26 protein-coding genes and 1 tRNA gene are annotated in these 25,046 nt (G+C 70.6%); 10 read left to right on the top strand and 17 right to left on the bottom strand.

All coding sequences use genetic code 11. The features are described from left to right. The first annotated feature begins 13 nt into the window (after positions 1–13). From QTI33_RS17165 to QTI33_RS17155, 3 genes are read left to right on the top strand one after another with little or no spacing between them, the layout of a single operon-like run. On the top strand, positions 14–436 hold the full coding sequence (locus tag QTI33_RS17165; protein WP_286507352.1) for a YciI family protein: 423 nt from the start codon (positions 14–16) through the stop codon (positions 434–436). Between the two features lie 22 nt (positions 437–458). Then, positions 459–890: a YciI family protein gene (locus tag QTI33_RS17160; protein ID WP_286507350.1), complete on the top strand. Its 432-nt coding sequence runs from the start codon at positions 459–461 to the stop codon at positions 888–890. An 11-nt stretch (positions 891–901) separates the two neighbouring features. Next, complete coding sequence (locus QTI33_RS17155; protein WP_286507349.1) at positions 902–2,179, top strand: RNA polymerase sigma factor; 1,278 nt, start codon at positions 902–904, stop codon at positions 2,177–2,179. Between the two features lie 12 nt (positions 2,180–2,191). Here QTI33_RS17155 and QTI33_RS17150 read toward each other — a convergent pair whose 3' ends face one another. Then, positions 2,192–3,079: a DUF3014 domain-containing protein gene (locus tag QTI33_RS17150; protein WP_286507348.1), complete on the bottom strand. Its 888-nt coding sequence runs from the start codon at positions 3,077–3,079 to the stop codon at positions 2,192–2,194. A 99-nt stretch (positions 3,080–3,178) separates the two neighbouring features. On the opposite strand from QTI33_RS17150, the gene QTI33_RS17145 reads away from it, so the two are divergent. After that, complete coding sequence (locus QTI33_RS17145) at positions 3,179–3,808, top strand: flavin reductase family protein (RefSeq protein WP_286507347.1); 630 nt, start codon at positions 3,179–3,181, stop codon at positions 3,806–3,808. Between the two features lie 219 nt (positions 3,809–4,027). On the opposite strand, the gene QTI33_RS17140 is transcribed toward QTI33_RS17145, so the two are convergent. The 5 genes from QTI33_RS17140 to QTI33_RS17120 all read right to left on the bottom strand — a co-directional run bounded on the left by QTI33_RS17140 (position 4,028) and on the right by QTI33_RS17120 (position 9,107). Continuing rightward, positions 4,028–4,103: transfer RNA gene (locus QTI33_RS17140), tRNA-Gly, on the bottom strand. A gap of 11 nt (positions 4,104–4,114) precedes the next feature. Next, the gene (locus tag QTI33_RS17135; protein ID WP_286507345.1) at positions 4,115–5,431 is read right to left on the bottom strand and encodes an ABC transporter ATP-binding protein; all 1,317 of its coding nucleotides are present in this window, start codon (positions 5,429–5,431) and stop codon (positions 4,115–4,117) included. Between the two features lie 23 nt (positions 5,432–5,454). Then, the gene (locus QTI33_RS17130; protein WP_286507344.1) at positions 5,455–7,182 is read right to left on the bottom strand and encodes an ABC transporter permease; all 1,728 of its coding nucleotides are present in this window, start codon (positions 7,180–7,182) and stop codon (positions 5,455–5,457) included. Between the two features lie 117 nt (positions 7,183–7,299). Further along, positions 7,300–7,896, bottom strand: coding sequence for a carboxymuconolactone decarboxylase family protein (locus QTI33_RS17125; protein WP_286507342.1), 597 nt, complete (start codon positions 7,894–7,896; stop codon positions 7,300–7,302). An 11-nt stretch (positions 7,897–7,907) separates the two neighbouring features. After that, positions 7,908–9,107 (bottom strand): YbfB/YjiJ family MFS transporter, encoded by a 1,200-nt coding sequence (locus QTI33_RS17120; protein ID WP_286507341.1) that lies wholly within the window; start codon positions 9,105–9,107, stop codon positions 7,908–7,910. Positions 9,108–9,173: 66 nt separating this feature from the next. On the opposite strand from QTI33_RS17120, the gene QTI33_RS17115 reads away from it, so the two are divergent. Continuing rightward, positions 9,174–10,037 (top strand): LysR family transcriptional regulator, encoded by an 864-nt coding sequence (locus QTI33_RS17115; protein ID WP_286507339.1) that lies wholly within the window; start codon positions 9,174–9,176, stop codon positions 10,035–10,037. Positions 10,038–10,055: 18 nt separating this feature from the next. Here QTI33_RS17115 and QTI33_RS17110 read toward each other — a convergent pair whose 3' ends face one another. Together QTI33_RS17110 and QTI33_RS17105 are read right to left on the bottom strand one after the other, a co-directional pair. Then, positions 10,056–10,733 carry a DsbA family oxidoreductase gene (locus QTI33_RS17110; RefSeq protein WP_286507338.1) on the bottom strand — a complete coding sequence of 226 codons (678 nt, stop codon included), beginning with the start codon at positions 10,731–10,733 and terminating at the stop codon, positions 10,056–10,058. A gap of 31 nt (positions 10,734–10,764) precedes the next feature. Next, positions 10,765–11,739: a LysR family transcriptional regulator gene (locus tag QTI33_RS17105; protein ID WP_286507337.1), complete on the bottom strand. Its 975-nt coding sequence runs from the start codon at positions 11,737–11,739 to the stop codon at positions 10,765–10,767. 149 nt (positions 11,740–11,888) lie between these two features. Here QTI33_RS17105 and QTI33_RS17100 point away from each other — a divergent pair, with 149 nt between their 5' ends. The 4 genes from QTI33_RS17100 to uraH (QTI33_RS17085) are packed head-to-tail and all read left to right on the top strand — an operon-like array spanning position 11,889 to position 14,628. After that, on the top strand, positions 11,889–13,223 hold the full coding sequence (locus tag QTI33_RS17100) for an MFS transporter (protein WP_286507335.1): 1,335 nt from the start codon (positions 11,889–11,891) through the stop codon (positions 13,221–13,223). Beyond that, a complete protein-coding gene (uraD, locus tag QTI33_RS17095) occupies positions 13,220–13,756 on the top strand; it encodes a 2-oxo-4-hydroxy-4-carboxy-5-ureidoimidazoline decarboxylase (RefSeq protein WP_286507334.1) in 537 nt (178 codons plus the stop codon). The genes QTI33_RS17100 and uraD overlap by 4 nt, the downstream gene beginning before the upstream one ends. Before the next feature lie 16 nt (positions 13,757–13,772). Beyond that, complete coding sequence (uraH, locus tag QTI33_RS17090; RefSeq protein ID WP_286507333.1) at positions 13,773–14,252, top strand: hydroxyisourate hydrolase; 480 nt, start codon at positions 13,773–13,775, stop codon at positions 14,250–14,252. A 22-nt stretch (positions 14,253–14,274) separates the two neighbouring features. After that, a complete protein-coding gene (gene uraH / locus QTI33_RS17085) occupies positions 14,275–14,628 on the top strand; it encodes a hydroxyisourate hydrolase (RefSeq protein ID WP_286507332.1) in 354 nt (117 codons plus the stop codon). A gap of 19 nt (positions 14,629–14,647) precedes the next feature. Here the strand turns inward: uraH (QTI33_RS17085) and QTI33_RS17080 are convergent, their stop codons facing one another. From QTI33_RS17080 to QTI33_RS17045, 8 genes are read right to left on the bottom strand one after another with little or no spacing between them, the layout of a single operon-like run. Further along, positions 14,648–15,412: an alpha/beta fold hydrolase gene (locus QTI33_RS17080; RefSeq protein ID WP_286507331.1), complete on the bottom strand. Its 765-nt coding sequence runs from the start codon at positions 15,410–15,412 to the stop codon at positions 14,648–14,650. Continuing rightward, positions 15,409–16,617 (bottom strand): Bcr/CflA family efflux MFS transporter, encoded by a 1,209-nt coding sequence (locus QTI33_RS17075; protein WP_286507329.1) that lies wholly within the window; start codon positions 16,615–16,617, stop codon positions 15,409–15,411. The genes QTI33_RS17080 and QTI33_RS17075 overlap by 4 nt, the downstream gene beginning before the upstream one ends. Beyond that, positions 16,614–17,801: a lyase family protein gene (locus QTI33_RS17070; protein ID WP_286507328.1), complete on the bottom strand. Its 1,188-nt coding sequence runs from the start codon at positions 17,799–17,801 to the stop codon at positions 16,614–16,616. Before QTI33_RS17070 ends, QTI33_RS17075 begins: the two co-directional genes overlap by 4 nt. 7 nt (positions 17,802–17,808) lie before the next feature. After that, complete coding sequence (locus QTI33_RS17065; protein WP_286507327.1) at positions 17,809–18,642, bottom strand: shikimate dehydrogenase family protein; 834 nt, start codon at positions 18,640–18,642, stop codon at positions 17,809–17,811. Continuing rightward, positions 18,639–19,526 (bottom strand): sugar phosphate isomerase/epimerase family protein, encoded by an 888-nt coding sequence (locus QTI33_RS17060; RefSeq protein ID WP_286507326.1) that lies wholly within the window; start codon positions 19,524–19,526, stop codon positions 18,639–18,641. The genes QTI33_RS17065 and QTI33_RS17060 overlap by 4 nt, the downstream gene beginning before the upstream one ends. Positions 19,527–19,555: 29 nt before the next feature. Continuing rightward, positions 19,556–21,070 (bottom strand): carboxylesterase/lipase family protein, encoded by a 1,515-nt coding sequence (locus tag QTI33_RS17055; protein WP_286507325.1) that lies wholly within the window; start codon positions 21,068–21,070, stop codon positions 19,556–19,558. Next, positions 21,070–22,419, bottom strand: coding sequence for an MFS transporter (locus tag QTI33_RS17050; protein WP_286507324.1), 1,350 nt, complete (start codon positions 22,417–22,419; stop codon positions 21,070–21,072). The genes QTI33_RS17055 and QTI33_RS17050 overlap by 1 nt, the downstream gene beginning before the upstream one ends. A 52-nt stretch (positions 22,420–22,471) precedes the next feature. After that, positions 22,472–23,395: a shikimate dehydrogenase family protein gene (locus QTI33_RS17045; protein ID WP_286507323.1), complete on the bottom strand. Its 924-nt coding sequence runs from the start codon at positions 23,393–23,395 to the stop codon at positions 22,472–22,474. A 165-nt stretch (positions 23,396–23,560) separates the two neighbouring features. On the opposite strand from QTI33_RS17045, the gene QTI33_RS17040 reads away from it, so the two are divergent. Then, complete coding sequence (locus QTI33_RS17040) at positions 23,561–24,343, top strand: IclR family transcriptional regulator domain-containing protein (protein ID WP_286507322.1); 783 nt, start codon at positions 23,561–23,563, stop codon at positions 24,341–24,343. A 10-nt stretch (positions 24,344–24,353) separates the two neighbouring features. Here QTI33_RS17040 and QTI33_RS17035 read toward each other — a convergent pair whose 3' ends face one another. Continuing rightward, complete coding sequence (locus tag QTI33_RS17035) at positions 24,354–25,031, bottom strand: hypothetical protein (protein ID WP_286507321.1); 678 nt, start codon at positions 25,029–25,031, stop codon at positions 24,354–24,356. Positions 25,032–25,046: the final 15 nt, after the last annotated feature.

Genomic DNA, 25,046 nt, shown 5'->3' with positions numbered 1-25,046 from the left:
AGGAGCGAAGGACATGCGATTCATGGTGATCGTCAAGGCCAGCCAGGCGTCCGAAGCCGGCGTGATGCCGAGCCAGCAGCTGCTGACCGACATGGGCAACTACAACGAGGCGCTGGTCAAGGCCGGCGTGCTGCTCGCCGGCGAAGGCCTGCACCCGAGCTCGAAGGGGGCGCGCATGCGCTTCTCCGGCAAGGAGCGCACCGTCGTCGACGGCCCCTTCAGCGAGACCAAGGAGCTGATCGCCGGCTTCTGGCTCTGGCAGGTGCGCTCGAAGGAAGAAGCGCTCGAATGGCTGCGCCGCGCTCCCTTCGACGACGGCGCCGAGCTCGAGCTGCGCCAGTTGTTCGAGATGGACGATTTCGGCGCCGAGCTCACCCCCGAACTGCGCGAACAGGAAAAGCGGGTGTTCGACGCCTCCCGCTCGAAGCGGCCCTGAACGCACCGATGGAGGCACGACCATGAAATTCATGATCATCCGCAAGGCCGACCCCGAGACCGAGGCCGGCGCCATGCCGACCGCGCAGCTGGTGAGCGACATGATGGCGTACAACAAGGCGATGATCGATGCCGGCGTGATGCTCGACGGCATGGGCCTCAAGCCCAGCGCCAGCGGCGGCGCCCGCATCCAGTTCGCAGGCGGCAAGCCGACGGTGGTGGACGGGCCTTTCGCAGAGACCAAGGAACTGGTCGCGGGCTTCACCCTGATCCAGGTCGCGTCGCGCGAGGAAGCGCTCGAATGGGTCAGGCGCTGGCCGCCGATCGACGGCCACGGCAACGTCGCGCTGGAACTGCGCCAGGTCTACGAGGCGGAAGACTTCGGTGCCGAGTTCACGCCCGAGATCCGCCAGCAGGAAGCGCTTCTGCGCGAGCGCGCCGCGGCCCGCGGTTGAGACCACGACGCATGGACGCCACCGAGACGCACCGCACGATCAACGCCGTCTGGCGCATCGAGTCGGCCCGCATCATCGGCGCGCTGGCGCGCCGGGTGCGCGACGTCGGCCTGGCCGAGGAACTGGCGCAGGACGCACTGCTGGCGGCCCTCGAGCAATGGCCGCGCGAAGGCATCCCGGACAATCCCGCGGCCTGGCTGACGGCGGCCGCGAAGCATCGCGCGATCGACCTGCTGCGCAGGCGCACGCTGCACGCCCACAAGGAAGGCCAGATCGCCCGCGAGATCGATGCCCGGCACGCCATCGCCGCCGCGGACTTCGCCGACGCGGTCGACGCCGCCCTCGACGACCAGGTCGGCGACGACCTGCTGCGGCTGATGTTCACCGCCTGCCATCCGGTGCTGTCGCCGGAAGCCCGGGTCGCCCTGACGCTGCGGCTGCTGGGTGGACTCAGCACCGACGAGATCGCGCGCTCCTTCCTGCTGCCCGAGGCCACGATCGCGCAGCGCATCGTGCGCGCCAAGCGAACGCTGGCCGCCGCCCGCGTGCCCTTCGAGGCGCCGCGCGGGCACGAGCTCGGCGCCCGCCTGTCCTCGGTCCTCGAAGTCATCTACCTGGTCTTCAACGAAGGCTACGCAGCCACCGCCGGCGAGGACTGGATGCGGCCCGCCCTGTGCGACGAAGCGCTGCGGCTCGGGCGCATCCTGGCCGAACTGATGCCCGACGCGCCGGAGGTGCACGGGCTGGTGGCGCTGATGGAGATCCAGGCCTCGCGGGCCGCCGCGCGCGTCGGCGCCGATGGCGAACCGGTTCTGCTGCTGGCGCAGAACCGCGCCCGCTGGGACCGGCTGCTGATCCGCCGCGGCCTGGCGGCGCTGGAACGGGCGGAGCAGCTCGGCGGTGCGCTCGGCCCCTACGCGCTGCAGGCCGCCATCGCCGCCTGCCACGCCCGTGCGCAGGAGGCGGCGCAGACCGACTGGCCCCGCATCGCAGCGCTCTACGAGGCGCTGGCCCAGCTCTCGCCGTCGCCGATCGTCGAGCTGAACCGGGCCGTCGCGCTGTCGATGGCCTTCGGCCCGGCGGTTGGCCTGGAACACGTCGACCCGCTGCGATCCGAGCCCCAGCTGCAGGGCTACCACCTGCTGCCGAGCGTGCGCGGCGACCTGCTGGCCAGGCTGGGCCGAAATGCCGAAGCGTGCGAGGAGTTCAGGCGGGCCGCGGACCTCACGCGCAACGTGCGCGAGCGCAAGCTGCTGCTGGCGCGCGCGCAGGCCTGTGCGGGTGGCTGAAGGCCCGGCCCGCTATTTCTTCGCCACCGCCCCGGTGGCGACCTGGGCCCGCAGTTCCTTGAGCTTGGCCTTCATGCGGCGCTCGTTGACCGGACCCATGCGCACCAGCATCTTCTGGCCGGCCGACAGCGACTCGAGCTTCGGGTCGGCGAACTCGTAGCTGACCCAGGGACGCCCGCCCGCCATCTCGCCCTTCACCTCGGTCAGCTTCACCTGCACCGGTCCCTGGGGCTCGGGAGCCTGCAGCAGATGGTCGATGACGGCGACCAGCCGGTCGTTGAAATAGCGGTCCGGATAGCCCAGCTCCTCGTAGGCCTGCTGGAACAGCGGATAGAACCGGGCATAGAGCGCGGCCGCCCGGGCGCTGTCGACCGACTCGGCGAACAGCACGAACGGCGTGTAGCGGCTGGCGTTGTCGATCCCGATGGTCTTGACCTCGCCGTTGCCCTGGACCTCGAAGGCCTTGGGCGCGCGCTGAGTCGGCCACATGCGCGCCGAGGCCTGCGCGCGCGGCAGGTTGTCCACGGTGGCGACGAAATGGCGCACGAAGCCGCCGGTGTCGAGGAACGAAGCGACCGCCTTCTTGCCCAGCAGCTCGTTGAGCGCCGCGGCGACGCGCCCGTCGGCATCGTTCAGGGGCGGCAGTGCCGGTTCGGGCGGAGCCAGGGCATCGACCAGGTTCTGCGGGCCGGTCGCGACCGGAGCCGGAGCCGGCGCATCGGCGGGCCGGTCGGACGGCGGCGGTGCGCTGGCGGCGGGCGGCGCCGGCGCTGGCTCCTTTTGCAGGGACCATCGCCACCAGCCGAAGGCAGCGGCGAGAATCACCACCACGACGACGACCAAGGTCCAGACCGAGGACTCGCGCGCTGGCCTGAATTCTGCTGGGTCCCTTTCGGGCATGTTCGAATCCTCCTTTGAATCACGGGCAATGCATGCGGTCCATTGGAAACCACGCCGGCGCTTCGTGCCGTAACGCCCTGTGACCGTCAAGGAATCCGAATGGACATCGACTTTTCCACCCTCACCGAATACCAGCGCTACAAGCTCATGGCGAGCCTGATCGTGCCACGCCCGATCGCCCTCGTCACCACGCTCGGCGCCGACGGCGTCGTCAACGCCGCGCCCTTCAGCATGTTCAACATGCTCGGCGAGGAGCCGCCGATCGTGATGATCAGCGTCAACCGGCTGCAGGACAACGCGCTCAAGGACACGGCCGCGAACATCGTGCGCACCGGCGAGTTCGTGGTCCACCTGGCGGACGAGGAGATCGCCGAGCAGATGCACCGCTGCGGCGACCGCCATCCGCCGCATGTCAGCGAGCTCGATGTGGTCGGCTTCACGCCGCTGCCGAGCCGCTCCGTGAAGCCGCCGCGCATCGCCGAGGCCCCGGTGGCGTTCGAGTGCACGCTCTGGGAAACGCTGGAGACCGAGAGCCGGCAGATCTTCATCGGCCAGGTGCGCTGGATGCACGCCCGCGACGAGCTGATCGACACCGACGCCTGGCGGGTGCGGCTGCAGCACTACTTTCCGGTCGGGCGCTTCGGGGCGAGCTTCTACGTGAAGACGCGCGAGCGCTACGCGCTGGCGGCGCAGGAGCGGACGCGCAGCACGCAGATCGACGAGATGTAGGCGTGGCGCGCCTCAGCGCAGGCGCACCACATGCGCAATGCGAGCGGCACGCCCGACGATGCGGCCTGGGTCGCCGGATGGACGAGATCGCGTGGCGCAGCGCGGTTGCAAGCGATCCCGTGCAGGCAAAAAAAAAGCCACCCGGCGGGTGGCTTTTTTGCATCGACCAGGCGGGTGAACCGGCTGTGATGCTTCGCGTTTCCAAAATTCTCGAAAATCTGGAGCGGGAGAAGAGTCTCGAACTCTCGACCTCAACCTTGGCAAGGTTGCGCTCTACCAACTGAGCTACTCCCGCGAAGCCTTCGATTATAGAGTATTTTTTTCCGGTTCTGCTCCGGCCGGCAAATGAATTTGTCCGGTGCGCAGATCGAACTCGAACACCTCGCCGTAGCGGCCCCATTCGATCGCGGTCCGCAGCACCCGTTCGGCAGTCGCGCGGTCCAGGCTCTCCTCGAGCAGGTCGAGGAAAGGCTCCTGCGGCAATTCGCCCGCGGGCGCCTGCTCCAGGCTGTGGCGGATGTGCGCTGCCAACGGCACGTGCGCGAGCAGCTGCTGGCCCAGCAGCTGCTGGCGCAGCGTGTGCGCACCCGCGACGTAGTGGCGCCCCAGCTCGGTCAGGTGCAGGTCGGCATCCGCCAATTGCGCGAAGCCCAGCAGCGCCAGCGCCTGCGCCAGTGGCAGCAGGTCGTGGTCGGTGAGTTCGGCCTCCTCCGCCAGCTGCGGCAGGTCGGCGCGGCCTTCGCGGCCGTCTTCCACCAGCATCTCGAGCAAGGCCTCCATGCGGCCGATGTCGGCATCGGGCAGCCGGTCGCCCAGGTGCATGCGCGCCGGCTCCTCGGGCGCGCGGCCGGCCACCGGCGCGCTGGCCGTCATGAGCGCATAGGCCTCGTCGATCAGCGCCCGCACTTCGAGGCTGTCGGCGTCGCGCGGCCGCGCCAGCCGGATCGGCAGCTCGGCGCGCACGCGGCCCGGGTCGGCGGCGAAGATCAGCACCCGGTCGGCCATCAGCACCGCTTCCTCGATGTTGTGGGAGACGATCAGCATCGCCTTGGTCGGCATCGCGCCGCCGCCCCACAGGCGCAGGATGTCGTCGCGCAGGCGCTCGCCCGTGAGCACGTCGAGGGCCGAGAAGGCCTCGTCCATCAGCAGCACCTCGGGCTCGATCACCAGCGCACGCGCGATGCCCACCCGCTGGCGCATGCCGCCCGACAACTCGCGCGGCAAGGCGCCCTCGAAACCCGCGAGGCCGATGAGCTCGATCGCAGCGCTCGCGCGCCGGGCGCGCTCGGCCGGCGCGACGCCGCGCGCCTCGAGCCCGAGCTCGACGTTCTGCTGCACCGTGAGCCAGGGAAAGAGCGCGAACGACTGGAACACCATCGCAATGCCGCGCGCCGGCCCGTAGAGCGGCTGGCCGCGGTAGCGCACGCTGCCGGCGTCGGCGCCGATCAGGCCGGCGAGGATCCGCAGCAGGGTCGACTTGCCCGAGCCCGACTGGCCCAGCAGGGCCACGATCTCGCCCTCGGCCAGGCGGAAGTCGACGCCTTCGAGCACCGAGCGCGCAGCGCCGTCGGCCGAGCGAAAGGACTTGCCCACGCCCTTGAGTTCAACGATGGCTTCGGCCATGGGCCCTCCTCGCGCGTGGGTCATCAGAAGTGCATCCGGTTCTCGGCCAGCTCGTAGAGCCGGCGCCAGACGAAGTGGTTCATCCCCATCACGAACACGCACATCACGCCGATGCCCAGCGCGATGCGCGGGAAGTCGCCGATGGCCGTCATGTGGGCGATGTAGCTGCCCAGGCCCGCGGCCTGCAGCGTGGTGTCGCCCCAGGTCACGTACTCGGCGACGATGCTGGCGTTCCAGGAGCCGCCGCTGGCCGTGATGGCGCCGGTGACGAAGCTCGGGAACACCGCCGGCAGCAGGTAGCGCCGCCATTTGAGCCAACCCGTGAGCCCGAGGTTGCTGGCCGCGTAGCGCAGCTCGGTCGGCACGGTGGAGGCGCCCGCGATCACGTTGAACAGCAGGTACCACTGCGTGCCCAGCACCATCAGCGGCGCCAGCCAGATGTTGGGGTTGAGCTGCCAGCGCACGATGAACAGCACCGCCACCGGGAACATCAGGTTGGCCGGGAAGGCGGCCATGAACTGCGCCACGCCCTGCAGCCGCCCGGCCCAGCGCGGGTTCATGCCGATCCAGATGCCGATCGGCACCCACACCAGCGCCGCCAGCGCGATCAGCACCACCACACGGATCATGGTGTAGAGCCCGAGCACGAACACGTGCGCCACCTCGGACCATCCGACCTCGGTGTGGATGAAGCGCACCAGCCAGACCATGGCCAGCAGCACCGCGGCGGCGAGCACGGCGTCCCACACGCGCGCGGCGGCCGGGTTCGGCGCGCTCGGCCGGGCCTTGATCGAGGTGCCGTCGTGGTCGCGCCGGAACAGCAGCAGCGAGCGCTCGAGCAGCCGCGCCGCGGCGCCGATGCCTTGCCGGATGCGTTCGGTGCGCCGCAGCCAGGTCAAAAGCCAGGAGCGCGGCGCATCCTCGCTGCTGCCCTCCTCGAAGCGGAACTTGTCGGCCCAGGCGATCAGCGGGCGGAAGAACAGCTGGTCGTAGAGCGTGATCCCGATCAGCATGCCGCCGATGGCCCAGCCGATGGCGCCGAGGTCGCGGGCCTGGATCGCCATCGCGATGTAGGAGCCCACGCCCGGCAGCATGATGCTCTGGTTGGACACCGAGATCGCCTCCGAGGCGACCACGAAGAACCAGCCGCCCGACATCGACATCATCATGTTCCACAGCAGGCCGGGCATCGCGAACGGCAGTTCGAGCCGCCAGAAGCGGTGCCAGGCCGAGAGCTGGAACACCGAGGCCGCCTCGCGCAGCTCGGACGGCACGGTGCGCAGCGACTGGTAGAGGCTGAAGGCCATGTTCCAGGCCTGCGAGGTGAAGATGGCGAAGATCGCCGCGCACTCGACCCCCAGCAGGTTGCCCGGAAACAGCGCGATGAAGCCGGTCACCGTGATCGACAGGAAGCCGAGGATCGGGATCGACTGCAGGATGTCGAGCATCGGCACCAGCACCTTCTCGGCCGCGCGATAGCGGTTCGCGAGCACGGCGAAGGCGCAGCTGAACAGCAGCGAAGCCCCGAGCGCCAGGAACATGCGCAGGGTGGTGCGCAGCAGGTAGTACGGCAGCTGCCACGGGTCGAGGCTGATCGGCAGCGGCTGGCCGAGCTCGTAAGGCCGCGCCATCTGGGCGCCGCCGTAGGCCAGCGCGAACAGCGTCGCCAGCACCAGCGGCAGCAGCGCCCAATCCCAGCGGTTGCCGCCGGACGCGACGGCCTGGCGCGGAAAAAAGCGTTTGTCGAGCATGAGCGGGGGCGGAAGGGGTTCGGTTCACGGACCCGGTCCGCGCGCGGCGCCATTGTGCCTTCGCCACCGGACCCCAGCCTGACCGCCCGCGCCACGCCCCGCGCTGCGGCGGAAAAGCTACAGCGGAAAGGCCTGCAGCCCCGGTTGGCCCTCGGCACCCTGCACCGGCGTGTGGGCCGCGTTCATGATCCAGCAGACCATCGCGAAGTACCCCACCAGGGCCGACAGCTCGACCACCGTGGCCTGGCCGAAGCGGGCCTCGGCGGCGGCATAGGTGGGCTCGCTGACACCGTGGCGCTGCAGCAGCTCGAGCGCGAAATCGAGGGCCAGCTGTTCGTCCTCGGCCAGCGGCGCCGCGCGGCGGCCCAGGCGCAGCGCCTCGATGGCACCGGCATCGACGCCGGCCTTGACCGCCGCCGCCGCATGCAGCACCCACTCGAACTGGTTGCCGACCTCGCGCGCGACCACGCAGGTCACCAGCTCGCGCACGCGGGCGTCGAGCGCGCTGTCGAAGCGCAGGTACTCGCCCAGGCTGCCGATGCGCTCCATGAGCACCGGGCTTTGCAGCAGTGGCACGAAGGGGCCGAAGACGGCTTTGCGCGGACCGTCGATCAGCGCTTGCGCAGCGGCGCGCTGCGCCTCGGACATGGCCTCGGCGGCAGGCATCGGCAGGCGCTCGGCCCAGGGTTCGGTGTGGCCTTGTCGGATCAGCATGCGGACTCCTTTCAGTTGTTCGATGCGGGGCGGACGCTGCGCGGCGGGCGCAGCAGCCATGCGGCGCTGGCCAGCAGTGCCACGGCACCCGTCGCCAGCGCCATGAAGAGGCCGCCGAAGCCCGCCGCGCCGCCGCTCAGGGCGGAGGACAGCACCGGCCCGGCCATCTGGCCGATCGCGAAGGACGCCGTCATGCGGCCGAGCGCGCGCGCCGGGTCGCCCGCGGCACCGGCACGTGCCGCCTGGATGCCGGCCATGGTGGCGACCATGAAGGTCCCGCCCACCAGCAGCGCGGCCGCGAGCACGGTGCCCGCGGACAGGTGCAGCACCGGCAGCAGGCAGCCCAGCGCCATCAGCAGATGGCTGCCCGCCAGCACCTGCCGGCGCGACAGGCCCGCGAGCAGGGCCCCCGCCAACAGCGTCGACAACGCGGCCGCGGCGCCGAAGACCGGCCAGGCGGCACCGAACACCGCGGGGTTGTCGACCACCGCCCGCGCCAACACCGGCAGGAAGGTGGCCGGCAGGATGTAACCGAAGCCGAGCATGCCGTAGCAGATGACGAGGTCCCATTGCGCATCGCCCGCCCCTGGGTCCGCCCTGCCCCCGGTCGCAGGGGCCGCCACCGGGCCGGGCTCGCGCGGCATCAGCGCCGCCACCACGATCGAGCCGACCAGCGCCAGCAGGCCGAGATGCAGCCAGAGACGATCGGGCGCGACCTCGGCCGCGCCGGCGCGCCAGCAGTAAAGGCCCGCGAGCGCGATGCCGGCGCCGACGCCCGCATAGACCATCCCGGCGCTGTTCGGCCGGCCCAGGCGCGCCAGCCACGACAGGCACCAGACGCTGGTGCTCACCAGCGCCCAGGCGCTGGCGACGCCGGCGATCCCGCGCAGCAGCAGCCAGGCCGCGAGCGAATCGACCAGCCCCATCGCCGCCGTGGAAGCGACGATCGCGGCCAGCGACAGCAGGCCCGTGCGCTGCGGCGACAGGGGCAGCCGCGCCGCCGTCAGCGCACCCAGCAGGTAGCCCGCGTAGTTGGCCGCCGCCAGCCAGCCGCCGGCACCGACGTCGGCGCTGCCGGCGCGGATCATCAGCGGCAGCATCGGGGTGAAGGCGAAGCGGCCGATGCCCATCGCGATCGCCAGCGCCAGCAGGCCGGCGCCGCAGACGGCGAACAGGGAAGGCCGGGCGAGAGCGATGGAAGGGTTCGACATGGCTTCAGATTGGACGCAAAATCATCCCATCCGACAAATGAATTATTCAGAACATTCATTCTTGTTATGAGAACCATCGACCTCGACTCCCTGGAGATCTTCCGCACCGTCGTGGCCGAAGGCGGCGTGATACGGGCCGCCGACAAGCTCAACCGGGTGCAGTCCAACGTCACCACCCGCATCCAGCAGCTGGAGGAGCGCCTGGGCCAGAAGCTGTTCCACCGGCAGGGCCGCTCGCTCGCGCTGGCGCCGGCCGGCCACAAGCTGCTGCCCTATGCCGAGCGCCTGCTGCGCCTGGCCGACGAGGCCGAAAGCGAATTGCGCAGCGATCTCCCCTTCGGCACCTTCAGGCTCGGCTCGCTCGAAAGCACGGCGGGCAGCCGGCTGGCGCCGGTGCTGTCACGCTTCCACAGGCTCTATCCGGGGGTGGTAGTCGAGCTGGCGACCGGCACCACGGGCGCCTTGCTCAAGCGGGTCAGGGCCTTCGAGCTGGAGGCCGCGTTCGTGTCGGAGCCCTTCGCCGCGCCGGAGCTCGAATCGATGCCGGTGTTCGACGAAGAACTGGTGCTCATCACGGCGCGCAGCGTGGCCGCCGTGGGCCGTCCCGGCGACTTGGCCGATGCCACCTTGATCGCCTTCGCGCCCGGCTGCTCCTACCGCCGCCTGCTCGAGCAATGGCTGGTCAAGGGCGGCGTCTCGGCCTCGCGTTCGCTGGAGTTTTCTTCCTACCAGGCGATGATCGCCTGCGTCGCTGCCGGCACCGGCTTCGCGATCGTGCCGGTGTCGGTGCTGAAGGCACTGCGCGCCACGGCCGATGTCCGCCAGCACCCGCTGCCGGAGCGCATCCGCGGCAACCGCACGCACCTGGTCTGGCAGGGCACGCCGTCGGTGGCGCTGGCCCGGCTCGTCGAGATGCTGCAGAAGCCCTGACGAAAGGGCCTCAGCGCCTCAGGCTTCGGCCACGCGGGCGGGCTCGGCGCCCGCGATCTGCCGCAGCGCGCGCTCGAACACTTCCACCGGCTGGCCGCCGGAGATCAGGTGCTTGTTGTCGATGATGATCGCCGGCACCGAATGGATGCCCGCGTCGGTGTAGAGCCGCTCGCGCTCGCGGGTCTCGGCGGCGTATTCGTCGCTCGCCAGGATGGCCCGCGCACGCGCCGGATCGAGCCCCGATTCGGTGGCCAGGCGCACCAGCACCTCGGGGTCCGACGGATTCTCGCCATCGGTATGGCAGGCTTTGAGCAGCGCCTTCTTGAGCGCCGCCTGCTTGGCCAGGTCTTCCAGCTCGGCCCAATGCAGCAGCCGGTGGGCATCGAAGGTGTTGTAGATGCGCGGCCGGCCGCCCTCGCTGAAGGCGAAGCCGACCTCGGCGCCGCGGGCCCGGATCGCGGCGCGGGCCTGGGCCTGCTGCTCGCGGTTCGAGCCGTACTTCTGGTTCAGGTGCTCGAAGGTGTCCTGGCCTTCGGGCGGCATCTGCGGGTTCAGCTCGAAAGGCTGGAAGCACAGTTCGGCGGTCACCTCGGGCGCGACCTTGCGCAGCGCGGCTTCGAGCGCGCCCAGCCCGACGGCGCACCAGGGGCACGAGACGTCGGACACGAAATCGATGTGGAGTCGGGTGGTAGGCATGGCTCGGATGATGGGGCCGACGGCGCATCTTTCAAGCGCCGGGCGACGGATTCCCCTGCCCGCGTTGCGGCATCGCCGGCGCGACCAGCTCGCGCCCGAACTGCGCCACCAGGCCGCGCAGCCAGCGATGGGCCGCCGAATGATGGACCCGGTCGTGCCACAGCTGGTAGAAGCGCATGCGCGGGAATCCCGCCGGCGCGTCGAGCAGCGCCAGCGGCAACAGCCGCGCGTGGTACTCGGCGAAGTGCCGCGCGGTGGTGAACAGCAGCCGCGTGCTGGCCGCGATCGACGGCGCCAGCCCGAAGTAAGGCACCTGCACGCGGGCGTCGCGCCCGAGGCGGCGCTCGCCGAGGTAGGTCTCGACCACGCCGCGCTGCGCCATCGCATAGGGCACCGGCACCACATGCCCCGCGGCCAGGTAGTCGGCCTCGCTGACCTGGGTGGCGCCCTGGGCCAGCGGATGGTCGCGGGCCATCAGGCAGACCAGTTCGTCCTCCAGCAGCAGCGAGATGTGCAGGTGCTCGGGCGGCGACGGCCAGTTGCCGATCACGAGATCGAGTTCGTCGTCGCCCAGCGCGCGCTCGAAGTCGAAGGTGGGGCCGAGCGCGCGCAGCTCGATGCGGCAGCGCGGCGCCTCGGCGCCCACGTGCTGCGCCAGCCGCGCGATCCATGAGGGCGCGATGTAGTCCGGCGATGCGATCCGGAAGCGCTGCTCGGCGTCGGACGGCACGAAGGCTTCGGGCTCGACCAGCAAGGCTTCGAGTTCGCCGAGCGCGCGCCGCGCCTGCACGGCGAGACCGGCGGCGCGGGCGGTCGGCACCATCGCGGTGCCGTCGCGCACCAGCAGCGCGTCGCCGAAGATCTCGCGCAGGCGCTTGAGCGAGCCGCTCACGGCGGGCTGCGTCTGGTGCAGCCGGGCGGCGGCGCGCGACACGCTGCGCTCCTCCACCACCGTGGCGAGCACGCGCAGCAGATGGCCGTCGAGCAGATCGACGCCGCGTTGCATGGTGTTTTCCCTTAGGACTTGTCTATCGATATGTCCGATGCAGTCTATAGCGATTCGCATGCCGCCACGGTCTCGACAGGCCGGGAGCGCGCTGGCCCAATTCACGAACGCATCCGACGCCCCACCCGCATCCCGTCAAGGAGTTGTTCATGGCCACCCTGGAAGTTCCCCAACATGCCGTGCCCACTGCGCCGGCCAGCGCGCTCGACACGGCCTACAGCCGCATCACCTGGCGCATCATTCCGTTCATCTTCGCGCTCTGGGTCCTGGCCTGGGTCGATCGCGTCAACGTCGGCTTCGTCAAGCTCACCATGCTCGACGACCTGGGCTGGAGCGAAGCGGTCTACGGGCTGGGCGCGGGCATCTTCTTCCTCGGCTACTTCTTCTTCGAAGTGCCGTCGAACCTGCTGCTGCAAAGGATCGGCGCCAGGAAGACCATCATGCGCATCACCATCGGGTGGGGCATCGTCTGCGTCGCCACGATGTTCGTGAAGACGCCGGCGATGTTCTATTTCCTGCGCTTCCTCATGGGCGTGTTCGAGGCCGGCTTCTATCCCGGCATCATCCTGTACCTCACCTACTGGTATCCGAGCGAGCGGCGCGCCAAGGCCTTCGGCATCTTCATGTCGGCCTCGGCCATCGCCGGTGTCATCGGCGGGCCGCTGGCCGGCAGCATCATGAACAACCTGCACGGCCTCAATGGCTGGTCGGGCTGGCAATGGGTGTTCCTGATCGAAGGCATCCCGTCGATCCTTGCCGGCTTCGTGACCTGGTTCTACCTGACCGACCGGCCCGAGCAGGCCCACTGGCTCACGGCCGAGCAGCGCCGCCTCGTGCACGAGGACATGGCGCGCGACAGCAAGGCGCTCGGCCACCGCGAGGAGAGCCTGATCGCCTCGCTGAAGGACGGCCGCATGTGGCTGCTGATCCTGATCTTCTTCTGCATCATCGCGGCCAATTCCTCGCTGACCTTCTTCGGCCCCTCCGTGGTCAAGGAAGTGGGCTTCACCAACCCGGCGACGGTCGGCTGGATCATGGCCGCCTCGTACCTCTGCGGCGCCGTCGGCATGATCTGCAACGGCCTGCATTCCGACCGGCAGCAGGAAAGCCGCCTGCACTGCGCCTTCGCGGCGGCACTCGGCGCGCTCGGGCTGGCGCTCACGGCGCTCTTCATGAAGCAGAGCCCGGCGATCGCGCTGGCCGCGCAGACGCTGGCGATCGTCGGCACCATGAGCGCGATCCCGGTGTTCTGGCAGCTGCCGGGCCGCTTCCTCGCCGGGGCGGCGGCGGCGGGCGGCGTGGCGCTGATCAACTCGATCGCCAACCTCGCCGGCTTCGGGGCCCCGTCCATGCTGGGCGCCATCAAGACGTCGACCGGGCTGCTCTCGCCGGGGCTCTACATCGTGGCGGCGGTCGAGGTCTGCGCCGCGATCCTCATCATTGCCTTCGTGCCGCGTTTCGCGAAGAAGGCGGTGACGCGATGAGCGCGGTCATGCAGGCCGCCGAAGCGCCGGCGCTGACCCTGTCCGACATCAACCCGCTCGACCGCGTGCGCTTCGTCGCTGCACTGGGCGGCGTGTTCGAGCACTCGCCCTGGGTCGCGACCCAGGCCTGGGCCGAGCGGCCGTTCGCGAGCATCGACCATCTGCACCGCGCGATGATGGGCGCAGTGCGCGCAAGCTCCCGCGAGGCGCGCATCGAGTTCCTGCGCAGGCACCCGGAGCTGGCCGGCAAGGAGGCCCAGGCCGGCACCATGACCGGCCATTCGACCGCCGAGCAAGCCGGCCTCAATGCCCTGACGCGCAACGAGTTGCAGACGCTTCGGCGGCTCAACGCGGCGTACGCGGCGAAGCACGGCTTCCCCTTCATCATCGCGGTGCTCAAGAACACGCGCTCGCAGATCTTCGAGGCACTGCGCACGCGCATCGAGCGCGACACCGATGGCGAGCTCGAAGCCGCGCTCGAACAGATCTCGATCATCACGCGGCTGCGCCTGGGCAGGCTGCTGGCCCATTGAACGGAGCGAGCACGCCATGACTTCGCCCACCCTGACCCGCCGCGCCTTCCTGCCTGCGGGTCTCGCACTCGGCAGCCTCGCGGCCGGCGGCGCGGCCGCGCAGAACGCGCTGACGACCGCGCCGGTGTCGCAGATCGACCTGAGCCCGCGCCTCACGATGCATGCGATCGACACCCACAACGGCTCGCCCGGTGCCGGCATGAAGGTGCAGCTCTCCAGATACGACGGCGACGACCTGCACCTGCTGCGCCGCTTCGAGACCAACAAGGGCGGCCGCACCGACGAGCCCCTGCTGCTCGACGCCGCCTACCAGCCCGGCCGCTACGAGCTGCTGCTGCAGTTGGAGGACTACTTCGCCGCGCGCGGCACGCCGCTGCCGAAGCCGAACTTCCTGTCGCAGGTGCCGGTGCGCTTCCGCATCACGAACCCGGCGCAGCGCATCCACCTCGCGATCCTGTTCACCCCCTGGGGCTACTCGTATTACCGCGGCTCGTAAGCCCGCACAAGGAGACAAGGACATGGCCGGCATTTCCACCCACGTACTCGACAGCGGCACCGGCCGCCCCGGCGCCGGCATGCGCATCGATTTCTCGGTGCGCGACGGCGACGGCTGGAAGCTGGTGAAGACCCTCACCACCAACGCCGACGGCCGCACCGACCAGCCCGTGCTGGCGCCCGACGCGGCGCGCACGGGTCAGTACGAGTTGCTCTTCCACGTCGGCGAGTACTTCCGCCGCGAGCCCGGCGGCGGCAACGAGACGCCCTTTCTCGACACCGTGCCCGTGCGCTTCGCGATCTTCGACACGCAGCAGCACTACCACGTGCCGATGCTGTGCACGCTGTGGAGCTGCTCGACCTACCGCGGCAGCTGAGCGACGGCGCCGCCGTGCATCAAAGGCTGCGCCAGAAATCCACCAGCAGCTGGGTGAAAGCCAGCGGCCGCTCGACCGCGCTCAAGTGGGCGGCGTCGATGGCGGCGAGGCGCGACCCCGGAATCGCCGCCACCATTGCCTCGGACATCGAAGGCGGCGTGGCCTCGTCACGGGTGCCGGCGATCACCAGGGCCGGCACCGCGATGGCGCGGTTGCTCTCGCGGAAATCGATCGCCGCCACGGCCTCGCAGCTCGCGATGTAGCCGGCCGCATCGGTGCGCAGCAGCATGCCGCGCAACCGGCGGGCCGCCGCGGCACCTTCGGGGGTGGCCACGTAGCCGGGTGTGAGCCAGCGCGACACGGCGCCGTCGGCGATGCCCGCGACGCCTTGCGCCCGCACCGTCTCGATGCGGCTGCGCCAGGGGGCGGCATCCGGATAGCGCGACGCCGAATTGGCGATCACCACGGTCTTCAGCAACGCGGGGTGCCGGGCCGCCAGCGCCTGGGCCACCATGCCGCCCATCGACAGCCCGACGAAATGCACCGGCTCGCCTTCGGCCTCGCGCTCGATCAGCGCGGCCGCGTCGTCCGCCAGGTCCTGCATGGTGACCGGCCCGGCCACCGACTCGGAGGCGCCGTGGTTGCGGTGGTCGTAGCGCAGCACCGTGTGGGCTTGCGCCAGCAGCGCCGCCGCCCCGTCCCACATGTGGAGGTCGCAGCCCAGCGCATGGCCCAGGACGACGATCGGGCCACCGCCCTCGCGGACGACGTTCAAGCGGATCATGGGCTTTCCTTTCGTGGATGCGGCAGCGGCAGGCGAGGCAGCCAGACATAGGCGATCAGCACCAGCGCGGCGCCGGCCAGCGCCATCGGCAGCACCATCGGCCAGGCGCCATGGCTGAGTTCGGGGTCGACGAAGCCGGCGGCCACCTGGCCGACGACGAAGGCAACCGCCATCATCGCAAATCCGGACCACGACACCGCGCGGCCCGCCAGATGCGGCAGGTCGCCGACCGCGCCGGCCTGGCCGCAGGGCTGGTGGATGCCATGTCCGATGCAGTAGATCGCATGGCCCAGCAGCAGCGGCCAGGCCGCCAGCGGCAGCAGCCAGCAGCCCAGCGCCTGCACCAGCGGGCCGGCCAGGCTCAGCAGCGAGCCCAGTTGCACCGCACGCACCGCCCCCATGCGCCGCAGCAGGCGACGGCACAGCGTGGTGCTGAAGATGTAGACCAGCGAGCCGCCGGCCGGGATCCAGCCGTACCAGGCCGGCGAGAAGCCCAGGTAACTGATGTAGACCATCGGCGACAGCAGCAGGAAGCAGAAGATCCCCCCATAGGTGGCGGCGGCCAGCGAGGCCCAGGCTCGGAAGCTCGCGCTGGCGAAGACTTCGCGCAGGCTGCCCTTGGGCGCCGACGGGCCGGCGCTGTCGGCGCGCGTTTCGTGGAAGCCGCGCCAGCACAGCAGCCAGAGCAGGAAGGCATAGGCCGCCATGCCGCCCAACACCCAGCGCCAGCCCGCAGACTGCACCGTCCAGGCCCCCATCAGCGGCGCCAGCAAACCCACCACGCCGAGCCCGGTGAGGCCGCGCGCCATCACGTGCGGCCCTTCGTGCGCCGGATAGAGATCGCGCACCGCAGCCCGCGCGCAGACCAGGATCGCCGCCATCGAGAAGCCCTGCAGCGCCCGGCAGGCCACCAGCATCGGGATTCCGCTCGACAGCGCACAGCCCAGCGCCGCCAGCGCATAGCCGGCGAGGCCGATCAGCAGCACCGGACGGCGCCCGAACCGGTCCGACAACGGGCCGCAGGGCAGCTGCCCGAAACCGAAGGCGAGCACGAAGACCGTCAGGCTGGCGCTGGCCGCGCCCATGTCGCGCGTGATCGCCGGCAGGGCCGGCAGGTAGCTGTCGGTGGCGACCGGCTGCGCCGCCAGCAGCAGCGGCAGCAGCAGCGCGAACGAGATGCCGCGACGGGCTGCGGCGGAAGTCATCGTGCAGTGTCGCTGGGATCGAAGGCTTCGGAGGGCGACTGAAGAGCCAGCACCTGCGCCAGCGCTTGCACGCCGGCGGCCTCGGCCAGCGCCGGGTCGAGGCCATCGCCGGCGCTGCCGGGTGGCAGCGCGTGGCGCAGCCGGTCGATGTGCGACCGCATCCGCACGGCATCGACCTGCAGGCCGGGCAAGGCGTCCGCCAGCGCCCGCGCGCTGCCATGCGCCGACATCAGGAGCTGGGGCCATTCGGCCAGCGCGGCCTGCCAGCTGCCGGGGGCCAGCGCCTGCGGCATCGCGGCCAGCAGCGCCGCCACGCGCTGCGGAGCGCGCTGCGCGGCCGCCAGCGCGACCACCGACGCCGGCCGCTCGCCGCGGGCGGGATCGCCGGCCTCCGCCAGTTCGCCGATCTCGGATCGGCCCAGCAGCGCGATGTCGCTGGCGACCCGGCCCAGGCTGCCGACCATGAGCCCCAGTTCGCAGCCGAGCGCGATCCAGTCGTCGCGCTCGCTGCGCCAGTGGCCCCCCGGGTCGCGCAGGCCGAGCGCCTCGGCCAGCTGCCGGCGCACCGCAGCGCCCTGCCCCTGCATCCGGTCCGCCACGCCGGCGTCGGCGCCGAACTGCACCTGCAGCGCCTGCCGCGCGGCCTCGGCCAGCCGCGCACGGCGGCGGGCGAGCGGCGCCGCCCACTCGACGCACACCCGGCCGAAACTCGTGACCGTGCCCGGCTGCCCCAGCGGGCGCGCGAGCATCGCCGTGGTCGCATGGCGCTGCGCCTGGGCGAGCAGCGCCTGCACGGCCCGGGCAAGGTCGGCATCGACCAGCACCACGGCCTCGCGCGTGAGCAGCGCCATCGCGCTGTCGACCAGCGCCTGGGCGTCGCAGCCGAAATGCACGAAGGGCACCGCGTCGACGTTGAAGAGGCCGACCGCCTCCTTGAGGCTGTGGACCAGCGGCTGCGCGAGGCTGCCGGCCCGGCCGCTGTCGCGAACGATCTTGGCGACGTCGAACAGCTCGACCTTGCAGCTGCCGGCGATCGACGCGGCGGCCGAGGCCGGGATCAGCCCGAGCCCGGCCTGGGCGCGTGCCAGGGCGGCCTCGAAGCGCAGCATCGCGTCGACCACGCTGCGCTCGCTGAAGACGCCGCGCATCTCGGACGTCGAAAGCACCGCCTCGAAGAGGCTCATGATTCGCTCAATAGGCCAGCGTCGCCACCGCCCGCAAATCTTCCGGGGTCGCGCTGCCGAAACCGAAGAATTCGAGGTAGGCCGGAATCATCTCGAACAGCATGTCGGTGCCGACCTGCACCGCGCAGCCCTTGTCGCGCACCGCGCGCAGCAGGGGCGTGTATTCGCTCTTCATCACCACTTCGCCGACGAAGGTGGACGGCGCGATGCGCGCGACGTCGAAGGGCAGCGGATCGCCCTCCTTCATGCCGAGCGGCGTGGCGTTGACCACCAGGTCGAAGCCGGCCGGATCGTTGGAGCCGGTCGTGACCACCAGCTGCGGATAATGCGCGCGCAGGCGGCCGGCAAGAGCTTCCGACGAGGCCGCGCTGCTGTCGTAGAGCGCCATCTCGGCCACGCCGGCCGCGGCCAGCGAGGCGGCGATCGCCGAACCGACGCCGCCGCTGCCCGACACCAGCACCCGCGCGCCTTCCAGCGCACGGCCCTTGCGCTGCACGCCGCGCACGAAGCCGGCGCCATCGAACTGGTCGCCCAGCAAGGTGCCGTCGGGCCGCTTGAGGATCGCGTTGCAGGCGCCGGCGATCTTCGCGGTCGGCGTCGCCTCGTCGACGAGCGACAAGGTCGTGATCTTGTGCGGCATCGTGACCAGCGCGCCGCGGATGTTGGTCAGCTTGAACAGCGAGGCCAGCACGACGGCGTAGTCCTCGGCCTTGACGCCCATCGGCATCACGACGGCGTCGATGCCCTGCTGGTCGAACCAGGGGTTGTAGATCATCGGAGCCTTGAAGCTCTCGGTCGGGTAGCCCAGGTGGGCGATCAGGGTGGTCTTGCCGGAAATCATGGGGGTGTGGTCCTTGGGTCGGCCGGCCTCGCGCCAGCCACATGCGATTCGCTGATCCAGCGCGCGCTCTTCATCGCGCGCTGGCCGATGACCATCGGGTCGGAGTTGACGTAGTCGTCGTTGAAGACCTCGAAGGTGTAGTGGCCGCGGTAGCCCTTGTCCTCCAGCAGCTGCACCAGGTCGCGCACGTCGTGCAGACCCTCGCCCGGGAACAGCCGCTGGTGGCGCGCCAGCTCGATCATGTCGGCCTGGCGGTCGCTGTACTCGAAGAAGTAGTCCGCCAGCTGCACCAGGAAGATCTTCTCGACCGGCACCTCGGCCAGTTGCGCCAGCATCTCGGCACCGTCGTCGCCATGCACCGACATGTGGAAGAAATCCAGGTTGAGGCCGACGTTCTCGCGGTCGCAGCGGCGCACGATGTCCCAGGCCTGGTGCCAGCGATTCACGTGGCGGCCCCACGAGAGCGCCTCGTAGCAGATGCGGATGCCCAGCGGCGTCGCCAGCGTGGCGAGCGTGCGCAGGTCCTCGGCGGCGCGCTCCGGGTCGTCGATCGCCAGCGGCGAGGTGGTCGAGCAGCACAGCAGCAGGCCGGTGTCGACCAGCGCCATCTGGCGCAGCTGCTCGCGCGCCATCTCGAGCCGGTGCGGGCGCATCGCGTCGGGCGCGCATTCGAAGTCGCGCAGCGGCTGGAAGTCGGTGACCTTGAGCCCGCTCTGCTTCACCAGCTGCGCCGCCTTCTCGACCCCGGCCGGATGGTTGATCAGGTCGCGCGCCCACAGCTCGACGCCGGCGAAACCGGCCGCTTTCATGCATTCGAGCTTGTGGCCGAGCTCGCCACCCATGGTGACAGTGTTGAAGCCGAAGCGGTCGAGGGCGATGGCCATGGCAGTCTCTGGTTCGGGTGAATCGGTGCTCAGGCCACGAAGCGCAACTGGGCGCGCCGGGGCACATCGACGAGTTCGGGCTCGGGCTTGAGGTCCAGCACGGTGGGCCGGCCCTCTTCGAACAAGGGCCAGTGCGGCAGGCCCTCGCCGTTGGGGTTGCCGGTCTTTGCGAACCGGCTCCAGAAGCCCTGCATGAGGGCCGTCATGCGGTCGTCCTCGGCGCCCCAGTCGCGCGTGAGTTCGCGCGTGGTGCCGAAGACGTACGGGTATTCCGAGCTGTGGAAGACGCCGAGCGCCGCGGCCGGGTCGGCCTCGCGATAGCGCTGGCCCGGCCGGAAGGGCTGCATGTGCGCGAAGTGATAGACATAGGTCGGCGCCCGCAGGGCCTGGGCCCGCGCAGCCGCATGCACGCCGCCCGCGAACAGGCCGTCGCCGAACAGCGCCCGGCTCGAGGCCGCCGCCTGGGCGTCGTCGCCGGCCGGATAGAAGGCTTCGGCCTCGCCGGCGCGCGCGCCGAAGCGCTGCTTCAGCTGGGCCCGGAAGGCCTCTGCACTGGCCGCCGCCGGGAAGGCCGTGCCTTCGTCGCGGTTCCAGCCGGTGAGGAAGGGCACGGCCTGCTGCTCGCCGGCCTCGAAGGTCCGCGCCAGGGTGCGGGTGAGGAAGCGGCCGTCGACGATCGGCATGAAGCGCGCGCCCTGCGCCAGGTAGCGCTGCAGCAGTTGGTCCGCGCTCAAAGCGCGCAGCGCGGCGATGGCATCGCCGTCCGCGAAGGCCAGCCCCTGCGCTTCGCCGGCCGCCAGGTCCTCGGTCGGGCTGATGCCGAAGCTCTGCGCGATCGCGTGCCTGAACAGGCCGCGCGCCTCCAGCGAAGCCATCAGGGCCACGACCCCGTGGCCGCCGGCGGACTGCCCGAACACCGTGACCTTGGCCGGATCGCCGCCGAAGGCCGCGACATTGCGCTGGACCCAGCGCAGGGCCGCCGCCATGTCGAGCAGGCCGTAGTTGCCCGAGCTGCCGCCCGCCTCCGCGCTCAGTTCCGGATGCGCCATGAAGCCGAAGGGCCCGAGGCGGTAGTTGATCGTGACCAGCACCACGCCCTGCTGCGCGAGATCGCCGCGCACGAAGACCGGGTTGGCCGCCGAGCCCTGCTGGAAGGCGCCGCCATGGATCCAGACCATGACCGGCAGCGCCTCGTCGGCCGCTGCGGCGGGGGTCCACAGGTTCAGGCAGAGGCAGTCCTCGCTCATCGGCTGGACGCCCGAGAATTCCGCGTAGACCGAATCGGCGGCGCGGCCCGGCTGCACGCACTGCGGTGCGAAGCGGTCGGCCCGGCGCACGCCGTCCCAGGGCTCCACCGGTGCCGGCGGGCGCCAGCGCAGCGCACCCACCGGCGGCGCCGCGAAGGGCACGCCCAGGTAGGCGCGCATGCCGGTGGCGGCGTCGCGCACGCCGGCCAGCAGGCCGCCGTCGACGCGCACGGTCTCGGCGTCGGACACGGGCGGGGTGGCCGGCGACGCCATCGGCTGTTGCGGATCGTTGCGCATCAGGCGAAGGCCCTCGCGTTCTTGCCGAGTTCGTGCATCGGCACCTGGTAGGTCTCGCGCGCCGTGAAGATCGAGATCGCGGCGATCACGCAGGACGCCGTCACGAGGGCCGCCACCGGCATCCAGCCATTCGGTCCCTCGCCCATGATCGCGGCGCTGATGGTGGGAGCGAAGCCGCCGAGCGCGAAGCCGATCTGGGTGCCGATCGCCATGCCCGAGAGGCGCACGCGGGTGTCGAACATCTCGCCGTAGAGCGAGGGCCAGATCGCGTTCGAGGCGCTGTAGACGATCCCCGAGGTGAGCAGGCCGAAGATGAAGATCAGCGTCAGGTCGCCACGGCTGATGGCCCACAGCGTCGGCCAGATCAGCACCGCGCAGCCCAGCGCGCCGAAGATGAAGACCGGCCTGCGGCCGATGCGGTCGGCCAGGATCGCCCACAGCGGGATCGCGGCCAGCGCCACCACGTTGCTGCACACCAGCAGCGTCAGCATGGTGGCGCGCGGGATATGCACGGTGTTGACCGCATAGGACAGCACGAAGAGGCCGAAGATGGTGCTCACCACCGACACCAGGGCGCCGAAGATCACGCGCAGCACGGCCGGCGTGTGGTCGCGGAACAGCACGGCCGCGGGCAGCTTGACGGTCTCGTTGGCGTCGGCCTCTTCCTTGAAGGCCGGGGTCTCGGGCAGCGTGCGGCGGACCCAGAAGCCCACCGCCACCACGATCGCGCTCAGGAAGAACGGAATCCGCCAGCCCCAGGAGAGCAGCTGGTCCTCCGGCAGGGCCGAGATCGGCAGGAACACCAGGGTCGCCAGGATGAAGCCCATCTGCGTGCCGCTCAAGGTGAAGCTGGTGTAGAACGCGCGCCGGTGGGCCGGTGCGTGTTCGAGCGTCATCGAGTTGGCGCCGGCCTGCTCGCCGGCCGCCGACAGCCCCTGCAGCAGGCGCAGGATGACCAGCATGATCGGCGCCGCCATGCCGACCTGGTTGTAGGTCGGCAAGAGGCCGATCAGGAAGGTCGAGATGCCCATCAGCAGCAGCGTGAAGGTCAGCACCTTCTTGCGGCCGAACTTGTCGCCGACGTGGCCCATGAAGAAGGCGCCGATCGGGCGCGTGATGTAGCCGACGCCGAAGGTCGCGAAGGCGGCCACCGTGGCCAGCTTGGGGTCGATCGACGGAAAGAAGATCTTGCCGAACACCAGCGCCGCCGCCGTGCCGTAGATGAAGAAGTCGTAGTACTCGACCGCGCTGCCGATCCAGCTCGCGAAGGCGGCCTTGCGCGGCGTCTTGAGCCCTTCGGGCTCCGGCTGCGTCGCGCGTGAGTCCGCCGCGTTGAGGGTGATGGCCATCGTGATTGTCTCCTGGGGAAGTGGGGAAGTGCTGGAACGGGCGGGCGCTGGCTCAGGCCACGCTCGCAGAGTGGTAGCGCAGGGGATGGCGGATCTCGTCGGCCATGGCCGCGGGGTAGATCAGCTCGCGCAGGAAATCGGCGTCGTGGCGCAGCGCATGGGCGGCGTCGCGGTGGCCGAAGAATTCGAAGTAGTGCGGCATCTGCTGCACCAGCATCTCGAAGCCGGCCTGGGCATGGAGGCCGCGCTCGCGGGCGGCGCGCACCAGCGGCGTCGGCTGGTTGCGCAGCAGGATGTCGAACAGCGCGGCGTGCGGCTCCATGCGCGCGACGTCGACCGGCAGCGCGTCGTCGGGCTGGAGCCCGAGCGCCGTGGCGTTGACCACCAGGTCGTAGCCGGCCGGGTCGCTGCTGTCGACCGCCACCGTGGTGGCATCGAAGAAGGCGTCGAGTTGGGCCGCGACGCCGGCCGCCTTGCCGGCCACGACGTCGTGGAAGGCGATGTGCTCGGCGCCGTTGACCGTGCCGCCTTCGGCCAGGGCGACGCCGATCGCCGCCGCGCTGACGCCGGCGCCCAGGATCAGCACGCGCTTGCCGCGGAAGGGGATGTTGTAGTGGTCGAGCGCACCGAGCAGGCCCTCGCCGTCGAACAGGTCGCCTTCGAGCTCGCCGTTGGCGATGCGCCGCACCACGTTGACTGAGCCGGCCACGCGGCCGAACAGGCCGCAGCCGTCGAGCAGGTCCACCAGCAGCGGTTTGTGCGGCGGCGCGATCGCCATGCCGCGCACGTTCTTCGCCAGGAAGGCGGCCTTGACGAACACCGCCAGGTCGCGCTTGGCGACCTGCACCGGCACCATCACGGCATCGATGCCGCAGCGCTCGAAGACCGCGTTGAACATCCGCGGCAGGCGGACGTTCGTGACCGGGTCACCGGGGAGCAGGTAGACGGAGGTGCTGCCGACGATGGAGGGGAACATGGGTGGTGTCTCGCTTCAAATTGTTCGAATATCGCGCGATTTCGAAGAAGCGGCGCTAATGTAGGTCGCCATCCGCCGGCTGCGATCGTTCGCCCCTCGCAGGAAAATCGATCATCGAACACAAATGATCGATAATCGCACGCATTCAGGGTTTCCCCGAGAACGATGACCACCGACGACTTCCCCCCTCCTGAACTCGACAAACGCGACTGGATCGCCGGCCTGGAGCGCGGCGTGGCCGTCATCGAAGCCTTCGACGATGCCCATCCGCGGATGACGGCCAGCGAGGCCGGCCAGCGCACCGGCATGACGCGAACCGCCGCCCGGCGCTACCTGCTGACCTTGCAGCACATGGGCTACGTGGCCGGCGACGGCAAGCTGTTCTGGCTGACGCCGCGGGTGCTGCGGCTGGGCCAGTCCTACCTCGAGTCGGCGCGGCTGCCGCGCATCGTCCAGCCCTTCCTGCAGCGGGTGGCGGCGGGCACGCACGAGATCGCCTACCTGAGCGTGATGGACGGCGACGAGGTGGTCTACATCGCGCGCAACGGACCGAATCGCAGCATGAGCACCGGCTACGTGCTGGGCGCGCGGGTCCCGGCCCAGGTCACGGCTGCGGGCATGCTGATGCTGGCCCTGCGCAGCGACGCGGAGCGCAGCCACTGGCTCGACACCCGCGAACTCGCGGTCTTCACGCCGCACACCATCGCCAGCAAGGAGCGCATGAAGCTGGAGCTGGCGCGCATCCGGGCCCAGGGCTGGGCACTGTCGGAGCAGCAGCTGGACCTCAACTCGCGCGGCATCGCGGTGCCCCTGCGCGACCGCCACGGCGACCTCGTGGGGGCGCTCAACATCACGATGCCGATGGGCCACGAAGGCAGCGAAGACGCCGTGGCGCGCGTGCTGCCGGTGCTGCGCGAGACGGCGCAGGCGATGCGCGGGCTGCTCTGAGCCCCGGCCGTCAATGGCCGGCCGCGCCGCCCCATGCGGTGGCGATGGCCGCGGCCCCCGACAGCATCAGGCCGGCAGACCAGAGCGTGTCGAGGTCGAGCCAGGCGCTGCGCAGCGCCTTCAGGCCCAGGTAGCGGTAGACCAGCCAGGCGACGCAGAGCCCCGAGCCGATCATCGCGGCCGAGTGGACCAGTGAGACCGCGACCGCCGTGGCGGCGCTGGCGCGCATCAGGGCCAGGGTGGAGGGCGGATCGAGCGCCGGGTCGGCCGGGACGCCGCACAGCCCCACCAGGATCGGCAGCAGCATCAGCCCGGCGCCGTGCGCGCTGGCCATCAGGAAGGACCACAAGGTCAGCTGGGTCGGCCGCAGGCGCCGGCTCCAGCGGTGGCGCCCGGGCCGGACCAGCCGCCAGGCGCCGAAGGCCAGCACCAGCAGGCCGACGGCGATGCGGATCTCGCGGCCCCAGGGCAGCAGGCTCGCCAGCAGCGCGAAGGGCAGCAGCACCAGCGCCATGGCCAGCAGATGGCCGGCCCCCAGCGGCAGCCAGGTGGCGAACACGGCCGCGCCGCGCTGGCGCTCGAGGCCGTTGGCCACGGCCAGCGGCCAGCCCATCGCGGGATTCAGTCCATGGTAGAGGCCGATCGCCACCACCCCGGCCCAGAGCGAAGCGGCAGCGAGGGGGCTCACGGCGGCTCGGACGCC

This window comes from Variovorax davisae (assembly GCF_030316845.1).
Classification (GTDB): Bacteria; Pseudomonadota; Gammaproteobacteria; order Burkholderiales; family Burkholderiaceae_C; genus Variovorax; species Variovorax davisae.
This window is presented reverse-complemented; position numbering and strand designations above follow the sequence as displayed.

Bases quoted from the DNA above. Each gene is read 5' to 3' on its own strand.
- QTI33_RS17165 (WP_286507352.1), top strand. From the start codon at position 14: ATGCGATTCATGGTGATCGTCAAGGCCAGCCAGGCGTCCGAAGCCGGC.
- QTI33_RS17160 (WP_286507350.1), top strand. From the start codon at position 459: ATGAAATTCATGATCATCCGCAAGGCCGACCCCGAGACCGAGGCCGGC.
- QTI33_RS17155 (WP_286507349.1), top strand. From the start codon at position 902: ATGGACGCCACCGAGACGCACCGCACGATCAACGCCGTCTGGCGCATC.
- QTI33_RS17150 (WP_286507348.1), bottom strand. From the start codon at position 3,079: ATGCCCGAAAGGGACCCAGCAGAATTCAGGCCAGCGCGCGAGTCCTCG.
- QTI33_RS17145 (WP_286507347.1), top strand. From the start codon at position 3,179: ATGGACATCGACTTTTCCACCCTCACCGAATACCAGCGCTACAAGCTC.
- QTI33_RS17135 (WP_286507345.1), bottom strand. From the start codon at position 5,431: ATGGCCGAAGCCATCGTTGAACTCAAGGGCGTGGGCAAGTCCTTTCGC.
- QTI33_RS17130 (WP_286507344.1), bottom strand. From the start codon at position 7,182: ATGCTCGACAAACGCTTTTTTCCGCGCCAGGCCGTCGCGTCCGGCGGC.
- QTI33_RS17125 (WP_286507342.1), bottom strand. From the start codon at position 7,896: ATGCTGATCCGACAAGGCCACACCGAACCCTGGGCCGAGCGCCTGCCG.
- QTI33_RS17120 (WP_286507341.1), bottom strand. From the start codon at position 9,107: ATGTCGAACCCTTCCATCGCTCTCGCCCGGCCTTCCCTGTTCGCCGTC.
- QTI33_RS17115 (WP_286507339.1), top strand. From the start codon at position 9,174: ATGAGAACCATCGACCTCGACTCCCTGGAGATCTTCCGCACCGTCGTG.
- QTI33_RS17110 (WP_286507338.1), bottom strand. From the start codon at position 10,733: ATGCCTACCACCCGACTCCACATCGATTTCGTGTCCGACGTCTCGTGC.
- QTI33_RS17105 (WP_286507337.1), bottom strand. From the start codon at position 11,739: ATGCAACGCGGCGTCGATCTGCTCGACGGCCATCTGCTGCGCGTGCTC.
- QTI33_RS17100 (WP_286507335.1), top strand. From the start codon at position 11,889: ATGGCCACCCTGGAAGTTCCCCAACATGCCGTGCCCACTGCGCCGGCC.
- uraD (WP_286507334.1), top strand. From the start codon at position 13,220: ATGAGCGCGGTCATGCAGGCCGCCGAAGCGCCGGCGCTGACCCTGTCC.
- uraH (WP_286507333.1), top strand. From the start codon at position 13,773: ATGACTTCGCCCACCCTGACCCGCCGCGCCTTCCTGCCTGCGGGTCTC.
- uraH (WP_286507332.1), top strand. From the start codon at position 14,275: ATGGCCGGCATTTCCACCCACGTACTCGACAGCGGCACCGGCCGCCCC.
- QTI33_RS17080 (WP_286507331.1), bottom strand. From the start codon at position 15,412: ATGATCCGCTTGAACGTCGTCCGCGAGGGCGGTGGCCCGATCGTCGTC.
- QTI33_RS17075 (WP_286507329.1), bottom strand. From the start codon at position 16,617: ATGACTTCCGCCGCAGCCCGTCGCGGCATCTCGTTCGCGCTGCTGCTG.
- QTI33_RS17070 (WP_286507328.1), bottom strand. From the start codon at position 17,801: ATGAGCCTCTTCGAGGCGGTGCTTTCGACGTCCGAGATGCGCGGCGTC.
- QTI33_RS17065 (WP_286507327.1), bottom strand. From the start codon at position 18,642: ATGATTTCCGGCAAGACCACCCTGATCGCCCACCTGGGCTACCCGACC.
- QTI33_RS17060 (WP_286507326.1), bottom strand. From the start codon at position 19,526: ATGGCCATCGCCCTCGACCGCTTCGGCTTCAACACTGTCACCATGGGT.
- QTI33_RS17055 (WP_286507325.1), bottom strand. From the start codon at position 21,070: ATGCGCAACGATCCGCAACAGCCGATGGCGTCGCCGGCCACCCCGCCC.
- QTI33_RS17050 (WP_286507324.1), bottom strand. From the start codon at position 22,419: ATGGCCATCACCCTCAACGCGGCGGACTCACGCGCGACGCAGCCGGAG.
- QTI33_RS17045 (WP_286507323.1), bottom strand. From the start codon at position 23,395: ATGTTCCCCTCCATCGTCGGCAGCACCTCCGTCTACCTGCTCCCCGGT.
- QTI33_RS17040 (WP_286507322.1), top strand. From the start codon at position 23,561: ATGACCACCGACGACTTCCCCCCTCCTGAACTCGACAAACGCGACTGG.